Origin of the sequence: Paeniglutamicibacter kerguelensis (genome assembly GCF_017876535.1) — a bacterium.
Classification (GTDB): Bacteria; Actinomycetota; Actinomycetes; order Actinomycetales; family Micrococcaceae; genus Paeniglutamicibacter; species Paeniglutamicibacter kerguelensis.
Genome location: NZ_JAGIOF010000001.1, coordinates 3,852,083 through 3,869,419, shown reverse-complemented (window position 1 = coordinate 3,869,419; position 17,337 = coordinate 3,852,083). Strand labels below are relative to the sequence as shown.

Below are 17,337 nucleotides of genomic sequence, written 5' to 3'. Positions count from 1 at the left end.
CTAGGGAGCACATCATGGAAACCGTCATTGAATCAGCGTCGGCCATTTACGGGGAGAACTTCTCCCGGGTGGCCATGACCGAGGAAGCCGCAGACCTCCTGCGTTTGCTGTGGCACCGGCACGGTCCGCTGATGTTCCACCAGTCCGGCGGCTGCTGCGACGGCTCCTCGCCCATGTGCTTCCCGGCCGGCGAATTCAAGACAGGGGATTCGGATATCCTGCTGGGCGTCTTCACGCTGCCCGATGCCGACGGCAGCGCCCTGGGGACACTGGATTTCTGGATGAGCAAGGAACAGTTCGAGTACTGGAAACACACCAAGCTGACCATCGACGTGGTGCCCGGGCGCGGCTCCGGCTTCTCGGTGGAGGCACCGGAGGGCAAGCGCTTTTTGATCCGCAGCGAGATCATTGAGTTCCCGGTGTCCTAGGGTCCCGTGGGCTGGTTCGAGGGCCGTTCCCAGGGCTCGATGTCCCCGGGAACCGCCTCGAAGAGCGGGTGCAGGGCCGGCGGATCCTCGGCGGCCAGAACGGCTTCGCGGTGGCTGTCGCGCACCGCCAGCTTTGCAAGCAAGTGCTCCCGCTCGTAGGCAACCTGGCCACTGGTCACGGCAATCCGGGGCCCTTCGCCGCCAATCGGCGGGCGCAGGATCAGGCCCCGGTTGAAGTTGTAGCCCCGCGCATCGGACTCCACGGCCAGCTTCCCCAGGTAGAGTCCGATCGTCGCCAGCGGGTCGGCCGTGGCGCGGAACCGTTCGAGTTGCGGATGGTTCCGGTATCCGGTGGTCCCGCCGTCCAGCACCTTTTGCGCCAGCAGGGTTTCGCGCCAGCAGGCGAGCAGCCCCTTGGTGTCCAGGTATCGCGGGTGCAGGCTCCAAAGACGCATCTGCCCAGCCTATCGGCCCGATTCGGTTGCCGAGTGCTTAATCTTCTGCGCACTTGGCCCCGGCTCTGGTGCAATGGGCTTCATGAGTGAAAACACCCCCGCGGGCACCGGAGTGCCCATCGACATGGAATTGCAATTGCGTTGGTCCGACGAGGACGCGTTGGGACACGTGAACAACGCCCGCGTCGTCACGCTGATGGAGGAGGCCCGCATCCGCTGGACGCAGCCACGGGGCAAGTCCGGCCGTTTCCCCTTCGGCACGGTCGTTGCCTCGCTGCAGCTGAACTACCTGCGTCCGCTTTATTACCAGCCAACGTTGGTCGTCCAGCTGTCCGTGGTGCGCATCGGCACCAAGTCGTTCTCACTGCGGCACGTGGGAATCCAGGACGGGCAGCCGGTTTTCGACGGCACCTCGGTGATGGTTCCGCTGGCTGAGGACAAGGTCTCCAGCCGTGCGCTCAACGATCTCGAACGTGCCTGGCTCGAGGGTGCATTCGTCGAGGCCCGGGTCTAGCTCGGCAGTTAGCCCAGGTGTCCGGCCATGCGTTCGTGCATGGCTGCGCTGGCCTCGTTCATGCCGGTGATGCTGACATGTTTGTCCCGGCCCGCGTACTTGGCCGTGATCGCCTCCAGCGCGGCGATCGTGGAGACGTCCCAGAGGTGGGATTCGTGCATGTCGATCACGACGTTCGCCGGGTCAAGCGCGTACTCGAACTGCGTGTAGAGGTCGTTCGAGGAGGCGAAGAACAGCTCGCCGTGGATCGTGTAGGTGACGGTGTCCCCGCTCGGGTCCAGGCGGCGCTCCACCGTGGCAAAGTGAGCGACCCGCCGGGCAAAAAGCACCATCGCGGAGAGCACGCCCAAGCCCACACCGATCGCGAGGTTGTGCGAGAAGACGGTCGCCACCACGGTGATGACCATGACCGCGGTTTCGCTCTTGGGCATGCGGCGCAGCGACGAGGGGCGGATGCCGTGCCAGTCGAAGGTCGCCACCGACACGAAGATCATCACGGCCACCAGCGCGGCCATGGGAATCAGCGAGACCACGTCGCCGAACACCACCACGAGCACCAGCAGGAAGACGCCGGCCAGGAACGTCGAGATGCGGGTCCGGGCCCCGGAGCCCTTCACGTTGACCATGGTCTGGCCGATCATCGCGCAACCGCCCATGCCGCCGAAGAACCCGGTGACCAGGTTGGCCACGCCCTGGCCCCAGGCCTCGCGGGTCTTATTCGAGCGGGTGTCGGTCACGTCGTCGACGAGTTTCGCCGTCATCAGGGATTCAAGCAGCCCCACGAAGGCCACCGCCAACGCGTAGGGGGCGATGACCTGGAAGGTCTGGAAGTCGAGCGGAACCTGCGGCAAGAACAATGTGGGCAGGCTGTCCGGCAGCTCGCCCTTGTCCCCGACCGTGGGAACGATCGCTCCGCTGAGCACCGTGATGAGCGTGAGCACCACGATCGCCACCAGTGGCGCCGGGACCGCGGTGGTCAGCTTCGGCAGCCCGAAGATGATGGCCAGCGCCAGGGCCAGCAGCGGGTAGACCAGCCACGGGACATTCACCAGCTCCGGAAGCTGGGCGATGAACACCAGGATCGCCAGCGCATTGACGAATCCGACCATGACCTGGCGGGGGATGAAGCGCATGAGCTTGGCGACGCCCAGGAGAACCAACAGGATCTGGAAGACGCCGGCCAGCAGGATCGCCGCCACCAGGTAGTGGATTCCGTGGCTTGCCACCAGCGGGGCGATCACCAGGGCGACGGCACCCGTCGCCGCTGAAATCATCGCCGGCCGGCCGCCGGTGAACGCAATGGTCACCGCCATGGTGAACGCCGAGAACAGTCCCACCCGCGGGTCGACCCCGGCAATCACTGAAAATGCGATGGCCTCCGGGATCAGCGCGAGCGCCACCACCAGGCCGCCCAGGACCTCGATGCCGAGCAGCCTGGGGTGGCGAAGCGTGCGCAGCACCGATTGGCGTTCCTCGGGTGTCGGCGCGGCCGCGGTCAGGGAAGGCATGAATGTGTCCGTTCGAGAATTGGTTGCTGCACGTAGCCGCCGGCGAGAGGGCCTGGTCCGCGCGAGAACGGCGGGCAGGATCATGGGCGCGGGCGCACTACGGGGATTCAGCCCAATACTAAGGGAGCCGCAGGGTTCTCGCTTTGCAATGTGTCCAAGATGGCGGTGTTTTTCGTCTCCGGCTGTGTTGGGTGGCGAACTTCCGATCCCAATTTGCTTGAAGCGTCAACCAAATTGGTTTACGCTGGATTCATGACTACTTCAGCCGATCGACCCCCGGTACTCTTCCTCTCCCATGGCGCTCCGCCGCTTGCCGACGACGCCACCTGGACCGCCGAGCTGGCGTCGTGGTCGGGGGCCATGGAGAAGCCCAAGGACATCCTGATGGTGTCCGCGCACTGGGAAAACGCGCCGGTGACGCTGAGCGCCACCCACCGGAAGCAGGGGCTTGTCTACGACTTCTGGGGCTTCCCGCAGCACTACTACGACGTGCGCTACGACGCCCCGATGGCACCGGACCTGGCGGACGAGGTCGCGCGGCTGACCGGCACGCACGGCCACCACGTGGAGCGCGACGAGACCCGCGGCCTTGATCACGGCGCCTACGTCCCGCTCAAGGAGATGTTCCCCGACGCGGACGTCCCGGTGGTGCAGATGTCCATGCCCACGCTTGACCCCCAGGGCCTGTTTGAGCTCGGGCAGACGCTTGCCCCGCTGCGTGACCGCGGCACCATGATCATCGGCTCCGGATTCACCACGCACAACCTGCGCTGGTTCAACCCCGCCGACGGCCCGAACACGGCTCCGCCAGCGGCATCGAGCGAATTCGACCACTGGGCGCAGGAGGCCATGGCCCGCGGCGACGTGGATTCCATCCTCGACTTCCTGCACAAGGCCCCGGCTGCCCGGGAGGCGCACCCGCGCTCGGAACACTGGGCGCCGCTCTATGTTGCGCTCGGCGCGGCCTACGCTTCCGGAGGCATCGAGACCAAGACGGCAATCGACGGCTTCTGGTACGGGCTTTCCAAGCGGTCCTGGTCGCTCACCTAGACATCGACGCGCGGCCCGAGGCCGCCATCAGAGGTCGCGGCGCATGATGAGCCGCGGCATCCGGCTGGCCACCGCATCGGTGGTGCCGATGACCCGGAACCCCGCATGCTCAAACATGGCCCGGGTGCCGACGAACGCCATGGTGGTGTCCATGCGCCCTGCCGGGTCCACGGGGTGGGCCTCGACCGCGGGTGCCCCGCGCGAGGCCGCGTAGTCGAGCGCACCCTGCAGAAGGTGCTCGGTGACGCCCTGCCGGCGGTGTCCGCTGCGCACCACCACGCAGATGATGCTCCACACCGGAGCTTCATCCACGGGCCGGATGAGTTTGGAGGCCGCCAAGCGCGGGATCTCGGCGCGCGGTCCGATGCTGCACCACCCGACCGGAACACCGTCGCGGTAGGTGATCACCCCGGGCGGGTTCTCCCGCTCGCAGAGCCTGCGCATTGCGGCCTCGCGGCTGCCGTGCCCAAGCTCGTCGATGTCCTTGGCGCCCACCCGGTGGGACAGGCACCAGCAGTGGGTGTCACGCCGGGTCGGATTGATGACGTCGGCGAAGTCCTCGAACCGGTCGGGGGTGACCGGGTGGGTCTGCCACTCGGGGTCCGGCGCATTCTGGGTCATGCGCCAATTCTGCCGCCGGGCATTGCTTCCGGCCAGAGGAATTCCATCGCATCCCGTGGCAATGGCCGACGCGCGCCGTACCGCAAGCGCGGCTGCCCGACTCCCGGGAGGGGAACCGGGCCGCCGCGTTTGCGCACTTAATCCAACGGATACAACCGGCTATTCGGCGCCCTTGGCTGCGAACTGGCCGGCCGCAGCCCGGACTGCCTCGCCCAGGGAAGTGGTGGGTCGTCCCAGGGCGGTTGCCAGGTCGTTGCCCGGCACGAGCAGTTCGCCGCGGGAGATACCGCGATCGCTGTCGGCCAGGATCCGGGCAAAGGGCTCTGGAACCCCGGCACCCACCAGCAGTCGTGCGAAGTCCGCCTCCGGCAGGTCCTGGTAGGTCACGCTCTGGCCGGTTGCGGCGCTGACCTCGCGGGCCAGGTCCTCGAGGGATATCGCCTCGTCGCCGCCCAGCTCGTGGACGGTGCCGGCCTGGCCGTCGGCCAGCAGGATCGCCGCGGCGGCCTCGGCCAGGTCCGCCCGGGTTGCGGCGCTGACGCGCCCCTCGCCCGCGCTGCCAAAGACGGAGCCGTGCTGCAGGTAGCCTCCGAGCTGGTCGGTGTAGTTCTCGAGGTACCAGCCGTTGCGCAGCATGGCGAAGGGAACCCCGGACTCGCGCAATGCCTGCTCCGTGGCCCGGTGGTCGGCGGCCAGCGCCATGGTGTTGGTGTCCGCCTTGGTGATGCTGGTGTAGGCCAGAAGCCCGACGCCCGCATCCTTGGCGGCTTCGATGACGTTCAGGTGCTGGGGCACCCGCTGCGGGCCGGGCTCATTGCCGGAGACCAGCAGCACCTTGTCGACCCCGACCATGGCCTCGCGCAGCGATACCGGGTCTGAGTAGTCCAGTGTGCGGGTCTGGACACCCAGCCCGGCCAGTTCTTCGAGCTTGGCGGCGTTTCGCCCTCCCGCCACGATCTGCCCGGCGGGGACGTTGCGCTCGAGCAGGGATTCGATGACGAGTCGACCGAGTTGGCCGGTGGCACCTGTAATGAGGATGGTCATGAGGGGATTCCTTTCGAGGGTGAACTGAACTTCCTCCCATCACAACCGAGCACCAATTCGATTACTTCCCAAAAGAGAGTACGCACTTTAAAGTAAGCTGCTTTCACGTCGGTAACCACCAGTCCCCAAGAGCCAGCTGGCCCGGCCCCGGTTTTCGAGGCCGGCTGCCCGAACCGGACGGTCCTTGACCACGTCACCAGCAAATGGGGCGTGTTGATCCTGGTGTCATTGGCGAACGGGCCGTTGCGCTGGAGCGAATTGCGCCGCCGCGCCGAGGGCATCAGCGAAAAGATGCTCGCGCAGACACTGAAGACCCTCGAGGCCGACGGCTTCATCCACCGCGAGGCCCAACCCGTGATCCCGCCGCGCGTCGACTACAGCCTTACCAAATTGGGACAAGGGTTGGTACAACAACTGTTGCCACTGGTCGTCTGGATCAGCGAACACGCCGACGACATCGTCAACGGGTAGCTCCCCGGCGGTCGTTGCCGGGGGCTTGGAAACGCCGCCCGGCCTGCGAGGCTCAGGCCAGCAAATTGGTCGGGGCCCCGGCCGACCACGCGGCGATGTCCTCGACCGCGTCGGTGTAGAAGATCCGGAACTGCTCTTCGGTCACGTATCCCAGGTGCGGGGTGGCAATCACCCCGGGCGTCTGCAGCAGCCGGCTGTCCGAGGGCAGGGGTTCTTCGTCGAACACGTCGAGGGCCGCCAGAAACGGCACACCCGTGTCGAGGGCCTCAACCAACGCATCCTCGTCGATCATGGGGCTTCGCGAGGTGTTGACAAGGATCGATCCGGGTTTCATCAGCGCCAGTTGCTTCACGCCCACAACCTTGGTGGTGCGCTCGGAGAGTTTCAGGTGGATGGTGAGCACGTCGCTTTCGGCGAAGAGCCCGTCCTGGTCGACCCATTCGACCCCGACCTCTGCGGCACGGGCCGTCGTCAGGTTCTGGCTGTGAGCGATGACCCGCATCCCGAAGGCCTGGCCGATCCGGGCGATCTGGCTGCCCAAGTTGCCCAGGCCGTAGACCCCGAGGGTCTTTCCCGACAGCCCGGTGCCCAGGGTCTGCTGCCACGGTGCGGAGGCGGCGCGCGGACGTGCGACAGAGAACAGCTCCACGTCCAAGCGGCGGGCAGCGGCCAGGATCAGCGCCCAGGTGTGTTCGGCGGCGGCCGTCGGGCTTCCCGCGGTGCCGCATACGGTGATGCCCAGCTCCTGCGCGGCATCCAGGTCGATCGAGGCATTGCGCATGCCGGTGGTGACCAGCAGCTTGAGATTCGGAAGGCTCCGCAGCCGGGTGCCAGTGAACGGCGTGCGTTCGCGCATCGCCACGACCACTTCGAAGTCCTGCAGGGCACGACAGACGGTGTCATCGTCATGCCCGAGGAATTCGGTGAAGAACGTGGGCTCGCCGGGCAGCGAATCCCAGTCGGCCAGGGATCGGGCGGCATTCTGGTAGTCATCGAGGATCGCTATGCGCATGGCTTCATCCTAGAAGCCGGCGACCGCGTACGGTGGAAAGACGGTCGCAGTGTGACGGACGGCGATCCCCATCGGAAGGGTGCATGTGAAACTGGTTGATGCGTTGCTCGGCGGGCGGCGGGGGCGGCGGTTGCTGCTGGAGTTCGCGCTGGAATCCGAATCGATCCTGCTGGGGGAAGACGCCGAGAACCCCCTGAATACGGGAATGTACTACGCCTCCTACCAGGCGGATCCGGACCGCGGGCAGGGTGTAGCCTTCTTCGGGCCCGGTGCCGAGGCGGCCCGCAACACGATGGTCACGGCCGATGAGGTTGCGTCATTGTTGGCCGCCGTTGCGCTGGTGCCTGCGACAGAAGGGACGCTGCGCAGGGCCCTGTTCCGGAGCGTCGATTCCGCGCGCTACTGGCAGCAGCCCGACGGCCATGACGTCATCGCCGGGTCGGAGCCGGTGCGGAAACTGCTGGTGCGCGTCGCGGAACACCTCGCCGGATCGGCGGATGCCGCCCGGTGGATGCGACCCGCATCAACCGCGGACCAATGGAGCGTTGAAGGGGAATCGCACGCCGGAGCAGCTCCGTCCTGGCCCGCCGGCGAAGCGGCATCAGCAGTGCTCGCTTCGTGGCGGACGGAGGTGGAGAACGCGGAACGCCGCGCCATGCCCGACCGCTTTGCCGACCCGTCAGCCAATTTCAGCGGGGAGTGGTGGTCGATGCCGCCGGCGAAGTTGCGGCATTCCACGGGCGCCTTCACCGACGGGTCCCCGGTGGGCCTGTGGTGCGTGGAAGACGGATTCGGGTGGGACCGCGCGGAGACGCGACGGCTGAGCGTGTTGCCCTCGGCTCGCATCCTTGAAATCACCGACGCCCAGGCCTGGGCGGAACTGTGCCGCGAATATCCGCTGGATGTCACGGCACAGAAGCGGCACGATTGGTACCGCACCACGGGCCGGATCGGCCGCTGGACCATGCCAGATTTTTCGCAGGCGGCACGCGACCACGACGGTGTGCACCTGACGGTCGCCGCATACCTTGCGCTGGCGGGGGAGGCCATTGCGATCGACGAGGACAGCGCGAGCGTGATTGCCGGCTGGAACCCGGACGAGACCTATTGGTTCACCGACGATGCGCGCCACTACGACGCGCCTGAAGCCTGGGAGTGTGCCGATGCGAATTCCGGGGATGCCGCCTGGTTGCGTGTCGCGAGCATTTCCTGAAGAACACGGAACCGCGGGGTTTTCACGTGGCAAGCGAAACGGCCGGCGTGGCATCCAATGGTTGGATGTCCAACCGGCCGTCTGGATTATGTGTTTGTGTGTCAGTCGTCGATCACGCGGCGGTCCCAACGCCGTTTGCGTCCGAGTGCGCGGTTAACGCGCCACGGGGATTTGCGGGCCGTGCCCTGGCCGCGCCACTGGTGCGGCTTGCACAGGGCGCAGCCCCGGTTGCGACGATGAGGCGAATGGGCCATTGAATGTTCCTTCCCGAGTCATTCCCCGCCCGGGTGGGCGGGGTAGCTTTCGGGAAGTGTCCGGATGGAGCATGTTTTAAGCCTAGGCCTGGCACCGGTCGCGGTGCCAGAGGGTCCACTCTTGGCGAAAATGGGCCCGGCATCGAACGATGCCGGGCCCGAAATCGCACGGGAGTGCGGCGCCTACTTGCCTTCGTATTCGGCCAGCACGGCCTTGCCGATCTTGAACGCGGTGTTGGCCGCCGGAATCGAGCAGTAGATGGCGGACTGCAGGAAGACTTCCTTGATCTCGTCCGCGGTCATGCCGTTGCGCAGGGCCGCGTGGACGTGCATTTCCAGTTCTTCCCAGTAGCCGCCGGCGATCAGCGCGGTCAACGTGATGGCGCTGCGGGTGGTGCGCGGCAGGCCGTCGCGGGTCCAGATGGTGCCCCACGCGAAGCGGGTGATCATTTCCTGGAACTCGTCGGTGAAGTCGGTGGAGTTCGCGGTGGCGCGGGCGACGTGCTCGGTGCCAAGGACCTGCTTGCGGACCTCGAGCCCGGCGTCGTAGGCGTCGCCGGGCAGGCGTGGTGATTCGGTCATGCGATTTTCTCCTGGGAAACGGAAGCGAAGAATTCAACGAGCAGCGCGGAGGTTGCCGCGGGGTCCTCGGCCGGGGCCAGGTGCGCAACGGTGTCGATGACGGCAGCGCGCGCATTGGGCGCGTGTTCGGCGATGAATTCGGCGTAGGCCGGCGGGCACACCTGGTCATGGGCCCCGGCTATGGCCAGGATCGGGTCGTTCATGCCGCCGAGGGCCTCGCGCACATCGAAGCTGCCAAGTGCGCCGCAGGCGTGGGCGTAGGAGAAGCGGTCCGCGTCCTGCAGGTTGTGCAGCAGGTTGGTCGAGGCCACCGGGTTGGCCTCGATGAAGCCGGGGGCAAACCAACGTTCGGCCGAGCCGGTCATGACCACGGGGGTGCCGGCCTTGGCGACGAGTTCCGCGCGTTCGGCCCAGCCCTCCGGGGTGCCGATCTTGGCGGCGGAGCAGATGACGGAGAGGCCCGCAAAGCTTCCGGGGAAGTCCGCGGCCAGCTGCAGCGCAGTGGCGCCGCCGATGGAAACGCCCGCGTAGAACAGGGCGTTGCCGTCAACGATCACGCCGTCGGTGCGCAACGCGTCGATCATGGAGATGACCCCGGCGGCCAGCTCTCCCATGGAGAAGCCTTCGGCTGACGGGGCGCTTTCCCCGTGGCCGGGAAGGTCCCAGGCGATGAGCTGGAAGTGCTCTTTCAGGTACGGGACCGCCGGACCCCAGAGGGCCAGGGAGCCGGTGCCCAGCGAGGGGCCCAGGACCATCGTCGGCAGCTGCGGCGCGGAGTTGAAGAGGGACGGTGTCAGCACGGGGATGCTCATGATTCCTTCCAGGCCGAGAAGTCGGCGCAAATTCGGTTGATGATGCTGCCTGTTGCACCCAGGTATTCCAGCGGGTCAAGCAACGAAGCCAATTGGGCGTCGGAGAAGTCCTCGACGGGCAGCGCGACGCGCAGCAGGGCGCGCAGGGTTTCGCAGGTGCCCAGCGAGGAACGCACCAGCGACTGGACCCGGTCCTTGCCCAGCAGCGGGGCCAGCACCGTGGAGACGCGTTCGGAAACCAGCAGGTCGCCGGACAGCGCCATGTTCCGGGCCAGCGCGTCCGGGTGGACCTGCAGGCCTTCGATGAGGGTCGCCGCGTGTGCGGCGGCGCCGCCGGCCAGGCGGAGCAGTTCGCGCAGGGCTGCCCATTCGGTGTGCCAGCCGCCGTCGGGGCGCTCGTCCACTGCGGTGCCCGCTGCCAGGAAGAGCGAGGAAACGTGCGCGGGTGCGGTCAGTGCCGCATTGCGCAGCAGCACCGACAGCACGGGGTTCTGCTTCTGCGGCATGGCCGAGGACCCGCCCTTGCCCTCCTCGCGGGGTTCGGAAACCTCGGCGATCTCGGGGCGGGAGGCCGTGAGCACGTCGGCGCCCATGGAACCGAGTGCCGCGACGAGCGCGGCCAGCGTGGAACCGAGTTCCACCACCGGGGTGCGGTTGGTGTGCCAGGGTGCGAGGGGTGCCGTGAGACCCAGTTCCACCGCCAGTTCTGCGGTGAGCGCGTGGATCTTGTCGTCGAGCTCGGCGCCCGTTGCTTCCGGGTCCAGCTCGCCGAGCTTCTGCTTCAGGGAGGCCAGGGTTCCCACCGCGCCGCCCCACTGCAGTGGCAGGGAGACCTGCTCCAGGTTGCGGGCGGAGGCGGTGAGTGCCGACAGCCAGTTCGCGGCGCGCAGCCCGAACGTGGTGGGCAGCGCGTGCTGGGTCAGCGAGCGTGCGACGGCCGGGGTCATGGCGTGCTCGGTGGCCAGCCGCGCGAGTCCGGTTCCGGCGCGGCGGACATCGGCCAGCACGATCGTGCGGGTGCGGGCTGCCATCAGCTGCAGGGCGCTGTCGATGATGTCTTGGCTGGTGGCCCCGCGGTGCAGCGTGGCGGAGGCGCCCGCGGGTGCCCCCTCTGCTGCGAGTTGCTTGCGCATCATGCCCAGCAGTGGGATCAGGGCGTTGGCGCCGTCGGGTCCGCGCTCGGCCAGGGCGGCCAAGTCGTAGAGCTCCACCCGGGCAACGGCGGTGATGGCCGCGGCGTCCTCGGCGGTGCAGAGCCCTGCCTTGGCCTGGACGCGCGCCCACGCGGCCTCGACGTCCAGCATGGCCTGCGCAAAGGCCGCGTCGGAGGCGGTGGTGGCGGCGGGAGTTGCCGCCCAGGCGGGGTTCAGTAGACCGAAGTCGGCCGGTTGCATGGGGTGGGTGTGCCCTTCCGTGGGAGAACCTGTGGGGGAGAAACGGTTAACCGCAGAGCCCCCGGAGCCACAACCCACGCTACCTCCCCCGTCGGGGAGGCAGCGCATGTCGGTGGAACCGGGGGTGGCGTGCCTAGGACTCGCGCGGGTAGGCGAGGAAGACGGTTTCGTTTTCGCCCTGCAACGACACGTCGAAGCGCAATCCGCCGTCTTCCTCGCGGGTGGCGATCAGCGTCCTGCGGCGGTCCTCGGGCAGCGAGGCCAGCAGCGGATCGGCCGCCAGTGCCGCGGTGTCCTCCGGCAGGTAGATGCGGGTGAACAGGCGGTTGAGCAGGCCGCGGGCGAAGACCGTCAGCATGATGAACGGTGCCTTGCCCTCCTCGGTGGCGCCGGGGTTCAGCGTGGTGAACGTGTAGTGCCCGACGTTGTCCACCGCGGTGCGGCCCCAACCGGTGAAGGTGTAGCCGTCGCGCACCAGGGAACCGTCCTTGGACACCACGTTGCCGGCCTCGTCGGCCTGCCAGATTTCCAGCAGCGCATCGGGGATGACGGTGCCGTTGCCGTCGGTGACCACCCCGTGCAGCCGGATGGAACCGGGGCGGGCCTGGCTGACCAGCTCGTTGTCCTTCGCAAAGGGCAGCGCGTAGCCGTAGAACGGGCCGATGGTCTGCCCCGGGGTGGGGGTGAGCTTCAGCGCCGGGGCCGCGGTGTTCGCCGCGACGGCGTTGGATGTCGCAGTCATTAGTGGTCTCCCTCTTCGTCTTCCATCCAGGTGCGGTTGGATCCGGTGAGCACGATGTCCCAGTTGTAGCCGGTGGCCCATTCGTGGCTGGTGATCGAGTGGTCGTAGGTGGCAACCAGGCGGTCGCGCGCCTCCTTGTCGGTGATCGCCTGGTAGATCGGGTCCAGGCTGAACAGCGGGTCGCCCGGGAAGTACATCTGGGTGATCATGCGCTGGGTGAAGTCGGTGCCGAAGAGCGAGAAGTGGATGTGCGCCGGGCGCCACGCGTTGTGGTGGTTCTTCCACGGGTAGGGGGCCGGCTTGATGGTGGTGAAGCGGTACTCGCCGTTCGGGCCGGTGATCGCCCGGCCCACGCCGGTGAAGTTCGGGTCGATCGGGGCGGGGTGCTGGTCGCGCTTGTGGATGTAGCGTCCGGCGGCGTTGGCCTGCCAGATCTCGACCAGCTGGCCGGCCACGGGGCGGCCGTCGCCGTCGAGCACGCGCCCCTGGACCACGATGCGCTCGCCGATCGGCTCGCCGTTGTGCTGGATGGTCAGGTCCGATTCCAGGGCGTGCACGTCGCGCTCGCCGAAGGCGGGGGAGTGCAGCTCGATGGTCTCGGGATCCACGTGGTGCAGGTTCTTGGTGGGGTGGCGCAGCAGGGACGAGCGGTACGGCGCGAAGTCGATGCGCGGCTGCGTCGCGGCCTTGGCCCCGTCGACGACCGACTGCCGGTAGGCGGCGTGGATGTCGGTGATTTCCGCGGAAATCGCTTCCTGCGACAGCGCGGTGGCTGCCGGGTCCAGCACGTGCGAATCGTTGAAGGACTCGTTCAGGGTGGTTTCGGTGCTCACGTCGTGCTCCTTTCGAAGTGGCATAAGGGTGTGGTGGGGAGGGAAAACGGCAGGCGAGGCCTAGCCGTGCGGCCAGCCGGTGTAGGACTCGGCCAGGTACTGCTGGCCGAAGCGCGAGGAGGTCACGGTCTCCAGCTCGCCCAGCGCGCGCTTGGCCATGAACGGGTCGCCGCCCACCGGGGTGTGCAGCATCGAGGTCATCCAGTAGGAGAAGTTCTGCGCCTTCCACACGCGCTTCAGCGCCTTGTCCGAGTAGCCGTGCAGCAGCGTGTCGTTCTTGGTCGCGTAGAACGAGTCGAGCGCCTCGAACAGCACCTTGACGTCGGCGAAGGCGAGGTTCAGTCCCTTGGCGCCGGTCGGCGGGACAGTGTGCCCGGCATCGCCGATCAGGAAGAGACGGCCGTGGGAGAGTGGTTCGCGCACGAACGAGCGGAACTTCAGCACGCTCTTGTCGAAGATGTTCCCGGTCTTCAGCTGGAAGTTGTCGGGCCCGTCGACGCGACGCTGCAGCTCGGTCCAGATGCGGTCCTGCGACCAGTCGTCGACATTTTCGTTCGGGTCGCACTGGAAGTACATGCGCTGCACGGTCTCGGAGCGCTGGGAGATCAGTGCGAAGCCGTGCGGGGAGTTCGCGTAGATGAGTTCGGGGGAGGACTTGGGCGCCTCGGTGAGGATGCCGAACCAGGCGAACGGGTACTCGATCTTGAAGTCCTGGCGGTTGGTCTCCGGGATCTGCCGGCGGCAGAAGGAGCGCGAGCCGTCGGCGCCGACCAGCACGTCGCAGTGCACCTCGAACTCGGTGCCCTCGGCGTCGGTGAAGCGGAACTTCGGGGTGTCGGTCTCCAGATCCAGCAGCTCGGTGACCTCCGCGGAGAAGCGCACGTCGCCGCCGTCGAGTTCACGGGCTGCCGCGAGGTCGACGAAGACCTCGTTCTGCGCGTAAAGGGTGACGGTGGCGTCCACGAGTTCGGTGAAGTCCAGCGGGTGCGATTCGCCGTTGAATCGCAGGTCGATTCCGGCGTGCTCGTCGCCGTGGGTGAGCACGCGGCCGTTGACGCCCGATTCGACGAGCATCTTCACGGCCTGGGCCTCGAGGATGCCCGCCCGGTGGGTGTTGCGGATCGTCTCGTGGTCGCGCATTTCCACGACCAGGTTCTCGATCCCGGTCTTGGCGAGCAGGTGCGAGAGCATCAGGCCGGCGGGACCGCCGCCAACGATGCCGACCTGTGTCTTGATGATGGTGCGGGTAGCGGTCATGGCAGGCCGTTCCTTCGTGCTGGACGGGAAAACTGGAAGTCTGGAACCAGTCTGTGGTGCCCGCCATCACAGACGCACCCCGATTCTTATTGAATGAGAATCGACGATTTTGATCGGCCATGGGTGGCCATAGTTCTGGGTATGACTCACTCCACCTATGACATCCCGAGGGTCGAGGTCCCGGCCCCGACCCTGCGCTTTGCCTTCCGGATCGATGCCGAAGTTGCCGACAACATCCCGATCGACGAAAGGGCCGGCGGCGAACTTGGATTCATTCCGATCACCGGCGGCACCGTGAGCGGCGACTTGGCCGGGGCGGTGACGACGGGCGGCGACTGGTGCCTGCAAAGGGATGAAGAAACGTACCGGGTGGAGGCCCGCTACGGCCTGCGCCTCGACGGGGGAGCGTTTGTCGACGTGCACAATATCGGCATTCTCAACCAGCGGCCGCGCGGCGCGAGCGGTGCTGGGCCCGACGTCGAGTACTTCATGACCTCTCCCGTCTTCCGGACAGTGGATCCCGGGCTCGACTGGTTGAACCACTCGGTGTTCGTCGGGCACGCGCGGGAGCTTGAGGGCCTCACGCGCATCGATGTTTTCGAGGTCATGTTGCCGGTGGTCATCCCCGTGGTCGGCCCGTAGTCGACGCGGCTTTCCGCCAGGACGCGGCTCTCCGTCATTCCCCTTCACCCGGGATGGTGGACGGCCGTGTCCTTTGTGTTGGTTCAGCCCTTGGGAATCAGCACTTCGCCCTCGAGCCCATCCGGATCCCGGAAGAACATGCTGAGCACGGGGCCGAAGTCGTTCACCGTGCCGTCGCCGGCTCCGGCTTCGACGAGTCTGGCGCGGATGGTCTCGAACGCCTCGGGGGAAGTCGCGGAAAGGCCGAAGTGGTCGAGGCGGCCGCGACCCCACATGGGTGTCTGCCGGTCCGTTTCGGTGTTGCCTTCGATCACGAATACGTTGAGTTCCGTCGACGGCCCGATCTTGATGTTTGTCATGGTTTCGCCGGGGCCGTGGCCCCGAGTGGGGCCGATCTCCGCGTCAAACACCGTCCGGTAGAACTCGCCTAATTTCGCGACGTCTTTCGAGATCAGTGCAATGTGGTTGATGCCGTCCAGCAACATTGAAGTGCATCCCTTCGTCGTCGGTCCACCGGGCCAGCGAAGTGCCAGTAGGTCCACCGCCATTGAGCCCCATGCGCCGCCCGAATTCAAGGCCGACGCGATGCCTTTTCGCCCGCGCCCGGGGTCGCCGCGCCTACTGGTTGAGCTTATCGATCAGCGTCAGCCCCCGGTTCGCCCAGACGACTTCGGCCTCCGCCTGCGCGATCAATCCCTCGTAGGTGAACCGCTTGTAGGCGATGGTTTTTTCCCTGTCCGCCTCCGGGGTGTGGGCCAGACGCCGTGCCAGCATGGGGCTGGTTCCCTCGTCGATTTCCCGCACTTTTTCACGCCACTGTTCAAGCAGCCCGCTGTGGTGCTTGATGTGGGCGCGCATCTGCTCGCGCGCGGCCTCCGGCTCCGCCCATTCGAGGTATGCGGCCTTGAGGTGCGCGGGCTCGCGAATGCGGGCGTAATCCAGGGTGGTGTTCATCCAGCTCCTGAAGGCCAAAAGGCCGGCCTCGGTGACGTGGTACTGGCGTTTTTTCCCGCGCGGGCCCCAAGGGATCTCCTCGCCCTCGAGCAGTCCTTCCGCCTCCATGCGCCGCAATTCCGGGTAGATCTGCGAGTCGGGCGCATGCCACACGTGCCCCACCGACGTTTCGAATTCCTTGAACAAGTCGTACCCCGTCATGGGCTCGACGTTCAGCAGTGCGAGCAGGGCGTAGCGGAGACTCATTGGCGACTTTCTTTCAAAACGTGTTGCCAATCACTATATCCGTAGTTACTCTGGAGCAACACAACTCACTATGTCGATAGGTAGTTGAGCGGTTGCTCGACACATGCCTTTCGCCTGGTCCACCGTCCCCGCGCGTCGTTGCCTCGGGGCGGGCGCAACAGCTCCGGAAGGAAAACCATGACTGTCGTTTCATCCACCAGTTCCACGACCAACAAGGTCCTGCCACATCCGCTGAACGCCTGGTACGTCGCCGCCTGGGACTACGAAGTGACCCGCAAGCCGACGTCCCGCCGGATCGCCAACCGCCCGGTGGCCATGTACCGCACGGAGGACGGCAAGGCGGTTGCCTTGGCCGATGCATGTTGGCACCGACTGGCACCGCTGTCCATGGGCAAGACCATGGAAAAGGACACGATCCAGTGCCCGTACCACGGCATCGTCTACAACTCCGCGGGCCGCTGCGTCTCCATGCCTGCGCAGGAAACCATCAACCCCAGTGCCACGGTTCCCTCGTTCCCCATCGTGGAGCGCTACCGCTACGTGTGGATCTGGATGGGCGATCCGACGCTGGCCGACCCGGACTTGGTGCCGGACATGCACCAGATGAGCTCCGACGAGTGGGCGGGCGACGGGCAAACCATCCATGCGGCCTGCAACTACCAGCTGGTCCTGGATAACCTGATGGACCTGACCCACGAGGAATTCGTCCATTCCTCCTCGATCGGGCAGGAGGAGCTCAGCGAGTCCGACTTCGTCACCGTCCGCGAAGGCAACAAGGTGACGGTCACGCGCTGGATGCACAACATCGACGCCCCGCCGTTCTGGCTGAAGAACATGCGCGACAAGTTCCCCGGCTTCGAGGGCAAGGTCGACCGCTGGCAGATCATCAACTTCGAGGCCCCCTCTACCATCACCATCGACGTGGGCGTGGCCAAGGCCGGAACCGGCGCACCGGAGGGCGACCGCAGCCAGGGCGTCAACGGATTTGTCATGAACACCATCACCCCGGAAACGGACCGCTCCGCCCACTATTTCTGGGCCTTCATGCGCAACTACTGCCTGGACAGCCAGCTGATCACCACCCAGCTGCGCGACGGTGTGCACGGCGTGTTCGGCGAGGACGAGGAAATGCTCATGGCCCAGCAGGCAGCCATCGATGCCAACCCCGACTACGAGTTCTACAACCTGAACATCGATTCCGGCGGCATGTGGGTGCGCCGCATCATCGAGGGCATGCTCGCCTCCGAAGGCCGACTGGCAACCTCCGCCTAAGCGCGGCTGGACCAATCCCGAAAGGCTGAAGAG

Annotated in this window: 20 protein-coding genes and 1 pseudogene; 7 read left to right on the top strand and 14 right to left on the bottom strand. The window is 66.5% G+C overall.

The window, feature by feature from the left end; all coding sequences use genetic code 11:
• Positions 1 to 14 precede the first annotated feature (14 nt).
• Entirely contained in the window at positions 15 to 428 is a 414-nt protein-coding gene (locus tag JOF47_RS17580) for a DUF779 domain-containing protein (RefSeq protein ID WP_210000827.1), read from the top strand.
• Here JOF47_RS17580 and JOF47_RS17575 read toward each other — a convergent pair.
• Entirely contained in the window at positions 425 to 883 is a 459-nt protein-coding gene (locus JOF47_RS17575; RefSeq protein ID WP_210000825.1) for a pyrimidine dimer DNA glycosylase/endonuclease V, read from the bottom strand. The two genes, JOF47_RS17580 and JOF47_RS17575, sit on opposite strands and share 4 nt — an antisense overlap.
• Positions 884 to 965: 82 nt before the next feature.
• Here JOF47_RS17575 and JOF47_RS17570 point away from each other — a divergent pair, with 82 nt between their 5' ends.
• Entirely contained in the window at positions 966 to 1,397 is a 432-nt protein-coding gene (locus tag JOF47_RS17570; protein WP_210000822.1) for an acyl-CoA thioesterase, read from the top strand.
• Between the two features lie 8 nt (positions 1,398 to 1,405).
• On the opposite strand, the gene JOF47_RS17565 is transcribed toward JOF47_RS17570, so the two are convergent.
• A complete protein-coding gene (locus JOF47_RS17565) occupies positions 1,406 to 2,905 on the bottom strand; it encodes a SulP family inorganic anion transporter (RefSeq protein ID WP_210000819.1) in 1,500 nt (499 codons plus the stop codon).
• Between the two features lie 252 nt (positions 2,906 to 3,157).
• Between JOF47_RS17565 and JOF47_RS17560 the strand changes: the two genes are divergently transcribed.
• Complete coding sequence (locus tag JOF47_RS17560) at positions 3,158 to 3,955, top strand: dioxygenase family protein (protein WP_210000816.1); 798 nt, start codon at positions 3,158 to 3,160, stop codon at positions 3,953 to 3,955.
• 27 nt (positions 3,956 to 3,982) lie between these two features.
• On the opposite strand, the gene JOF47_RS17555 is transcribed toward JOF47_RS17560, so the two are convergent.
• Positions 3,983 to 4,576, bottom strand: a complete 594-nt coding sequence (locus JOF47_RS17555; RefSeq protein WP_210000813.1) for a GNAT family N-acetyltransferase — start codon at positions 4,574 to 4,576, stop codon at positions 3,983 to 3,985.
• Between the two features lie 159 nt (positions 4,577 to 4,735).
• A complete protein-coding gene (locus tag JOF47_RS17550) occupies positions 4,736 to 5,620 on the bottom strand; it encodes an SDR family oxidoreductase (RefSeq protein WP_210000809.1) in 885 nt (294 codons plus the stop codon).
• A 141-nt stretch (positions 5,621 to 5,761) separates the two neighbouring features.
• Between JOF47_RS17550 and JOF47_RS17545 the strand changes: the two are divergent.
• Positions 5,762 to 6,091 (top strand): annotated as a pseudogene (locus tag JOF47_RS17545) (winged helix-turn-helix transcriptional regulator); the annotation flags it as partial.
• Between the two features lie 52 nt (positions 6,092 to 6,143).
• On the opposite strand, the gene JOF47_RS17540 reads toward JOF47_RS17545, so the two are convergent.
• Positions 6,144 to 7,103, bottom strand: coding sequence for a D-2-hydroxyacid dehydrogenase family protein (locus JOF47_RS17540; RefSeq protein WP_210000804.1), 960 nt, complete (start codon positions 7,101 to 7,103; stop codon positions 6,144 to 6,146).
• 85 nt (positions 7,104 to 7,188) lie between these two features.
• Here JOF47_RS17540 and JOF47_RS17535 point away from each other — a divergent pair, with 85 nt between their 5' ends.
• Positions 7,189 to 8,316: a hypothetical protein gene (locus JOF47_RS17535; protein ID WP_210000801.1), complete on the top strand. Its 1,128-nt coding sequence runs from the start codon at positions 7,189 to 7,191 to the stop codon at positions 8,314 to 8,316.
• Between the two features lie 101 nt (positions 8,317 to 8,417).
• Here JOF47_RS17535 and JOF47_RS17530 read toward each other — a convergent pair whose 3' ends face one another.
• The 7 genes from JOF47_RS17530 to JOF47_RS17500 all read right to left on the bottom strand — a co-directional run bounded on the left by JOF47_RS17530 (position 8,418) and on the right by JOF47_RS17500 (position 14,190).
• Positions 8,418 to 8,570 carry a hypothetical protein gene (locus JOF47_RS17530; protein ID WP_210000798.1) on the bottom strand — a complete coding sequence of 51 codons (153 nt, stop codon included), beginning with the start codon at positions 8,568 to 8,570 and terminating at the stop codon, positions 8,418 to 8,420.
• A gap of 183 nt (positions 8,571 to 8,753) precedes the next feature.
• Positions 8,754 to 9,152 (bottom strand): 4-carboxymuconolactone decarboxylase, encoded by a 399-nt coding sequence (pcaC, locus tag JOF47_RS17525; protein ID WP_210000795.1) that lies wholly within the window; start codon positions 9,150 to 9,152, stop codon positions 8,754 to 8,756.
• On the bottom strand, positions 9,149 to 9,964 hold the full coding sequence (locus JOF47_RS17520) for an alpha/beta fold hydrolase (protein WP_210000792.1): 816 nt from the start codon (positions 9,962 to 9,964) through the stop codon (positions 9,149 to 9,151). Before JOF47_RS17520 ends, pcaC begins: the two co-directional genes overlap by 4 nt.
• Positions 9,961 to 11,358 (bottom strand): lyase family protein, encoded by a 1,398-nt coding sequence (locus JOF47_RS17515; protein ID WP_210000790.1) that lies wholly within the window; start codon positions 11,356 to 11,358, stop codon positions 9,961 to 9,963. The genes JOF47_RS17520 and JOF47_RS17515 overlap by 4 nt, the downstream gene beginning before the upstream one ends.
• Before the next feature lie 133 nt (positions 11,359 to 11,491).
• On the bottom strand, positions 11,492 to 12,100 hold the full coding sequence (gene pcaG, locus JOF47_RS17510) for a protocatechuate 3,4-dioxygenase subunit alpha (RefSeq protein ID WP_210000788.1): 609 nt from the start codon (positions 12,098 to 12,100) through the stop codon (positions 11,492 to 11,494).
• Complete coding sequence (pcaH, locus tag JOF47_RS17505) at positions 12,100 to 12,933, bottom strand: protocatechuate 3,4-dioxygenase subunit beta (RefSeq protein ID WP_342592830.1); 834 nt, start codon at positions 12,931 to 12,933, stop codon at positions 12,100 to 12,102. The genes pcaG and pcaH overlap by 1 nt, the downstream gene beginning before the upstream one ends.
• Before the next feature lie 60 nt (positions 12,934 to 12,993).
• Entirely contained in the window at positions 12,994 to 14,190 is a 1,197-nt protein-coding gene (locus tag JOF47_RS17500) for a 4-hydroxybenzoate 3-monooxygenase (protein ID WP_210000784.1), read from the bottom strand.
• 141 nt (positions 14,191 to 14,331) lie between these two features.
• Here JOF47_RS17500 and JOF47_RS17495 point away from each other — a divergent pair, with 141 nt between their 5' ends.
• Entirely contained in the window at positions 14,332 to 14,832 is a 501-nt protein-coding gene (locus JOF47_RS17495; RefSeq protein WP_210000783.1) for a DUF3237 domain-containing protein, read from the top strand.
• A gap of 83 nt (positions 14,833 to 14,915) precedes the next feature.
• Here the strand turns inward: JOF47_RS17495 and JOF47_RS17490 are convergent, their stop codons facing one another.
• Both JOF47_RS17490 and JOF47_RS17485 read right to left on the bottom strand, forming a co-directional pair.
• The gene (locus JOF47_RS17490) at positions 14,916 to 15,317 is read right to left on the bottom strand and encodes a VOC family protein (RefSeq protein WP_210000781.1); all 402 of its coding nucleotides are present in this window, start codon (positions 15,315 to 15,317) and stop codon (positions 14,916 to 14,918) included.
• 133 nt (positions 15,318 to 15,450) lie between these two features.
• Entirely contained in the window at positions 15,451 to 16,032 is a 582-nt protein-coding gene (locus JOF47_RS17485) for a PadR family transcriptional regulator (RefSeq protein ID WP_210000778.1), read from the bottom strand.
• 177 nt (positions 16,033 to 16,209) lie between these two features.
• Here JOF47_RS17485 and JOF47_RS17480 point away from each other — a divergent pair, with 177 nt between their 5' ends.
• On the top strand, positions 16,210 to 17,304 hold the full coding sequence (locus JOF47_RS17480; RefSeq protein WP_210000777.1) for an aromatic ring-hydroxylating oxygenase subunit alpha: 1,095 nt from the start codon (positions 16,210 to 16,212) through the stop codon (positions 17,302 to 17,304).
• Positions 17,305 to 17,337 lie beyond the last annotated feature (33 nt).

Coding starts and splice junctions, on each gene's coding strand:
- JOF47_RS17555 (WP_210000813.1), bottom strand. CDS start 4,576: ATGACCCAGAATGCGCCGGACCCCGAGTGGCAGACCCACCCGGTCACC.
- JOF47_RS17570 (WP_210000822.1), top strand. CDS start 966: ATGAGTGAAAACACCCCCGCGGGCACCGGAGTGCCCATCGACATGGAA.
- JOF47_RS17480 (WP_210000777.1), top strand. CDS start 16,210: ATGACTGTCGTTTCATCCACCAGTTCCACGACCAACAAGGTCCTGCCA.
- JOF47_RS17520 (WP_210000792.1), bottom strand. CDS start 9,964: ATGAGCATCCCCGTGCTGACACCGTCCCTCTTCAACTCCGCGCCGCAG.
- JOF47_RS17515 (WP_210000790.1), bottom strand. CDS start 11,358: ATGCAACCGGCCGACTTCGGTCTACTGAACCCCGCCTGGGCGGCAACT.
- JOF47_RS17485 (WP_210000778.1), bottom strand. CDS start 16,032: ATGAGTCTCCGCTACGCCCTGCTCGCACTGCTGAACGTCGAGCCCATG.
- pcaG (WP_210000788.1), bottom strand. CDS start 12,100: ATGACTGCGACATCCAACGCCGTCGCGGCGAACACCGCGGCCCCGGCG.
- pcaC (WP_210000795.1), bottom strand. CDS start 9,152: ATGACCGAATCACCACGCCTGCCCGGCGACGCCTACGACGCCGGGCTC.
- JOF47_RS17575 (WP_210000825.1), bottom strand. CDS start 883: ATGCGTCTTTGGAGCCTGCACCCGCGATACCTGGACACCAAGGGGCTG.
- JOF47_RS17560 (WP_210000816.1), top strand. CDS start 3,158: ATGACTACTTCAGCCGATCGACCCCCGGTACTCTTCCTCTCCCATGGC.
- JOF47_RS17580 (WP_210000827.1), top strand. CDS start 15: ATGGAAACCGTCATTGAATCAGCGTCGGCCATTTACGGGGAGAACTTC.
- JOF47_RS17540 (WP_210000804.1), bottom strand. CDS start 7,103: ATGCGCATAGCGATCCTCGATGACTACCAGAATGCCGCCCGATCCCTG.
- JOF47_RS17530 (WP_210000798.1), bottom strand. CDS start 8,570: ATGGCCCATTCGCCTCATCGTCGCAACCGGGGCTGCGCCCTGTGCAAG.
- JOF47_RS17490 (WP_210000781.1), bottom strand. CDS start 15,317: ATGTTGCTGGACGGCATCAACCACATTGCACTGATCTCGAAAGACGTC.
- JOF47_RS17565 (WP_210000819.1), bottom strand. CDS start 2,905: ATGCCTTCCCTGACCGCGGCCGCGCCGACACCCGAGGAACGCCAATCG.
- JOF47_RS17550 (WP_210000809.1), bottom strand. CDS start 5,620: ATGACCATCCTCATTACAGGTGCCACCGGCCAACTCGGTCGACTCGTC.
- JOF47_RS17500 (WP_210000784.1), bottom strand. CDS start 14,190: ATGACCGCTACCCGCACCATCATCAAGACACAGGTCGGCATCGTTGGC.
- JOF47_RS17495 (WP_210000783.1), top strand. CDS start 14,332: ATGACTCACTCCACCTATGACATCCCGAGGGTCGAGGTCCCGGCCCCG.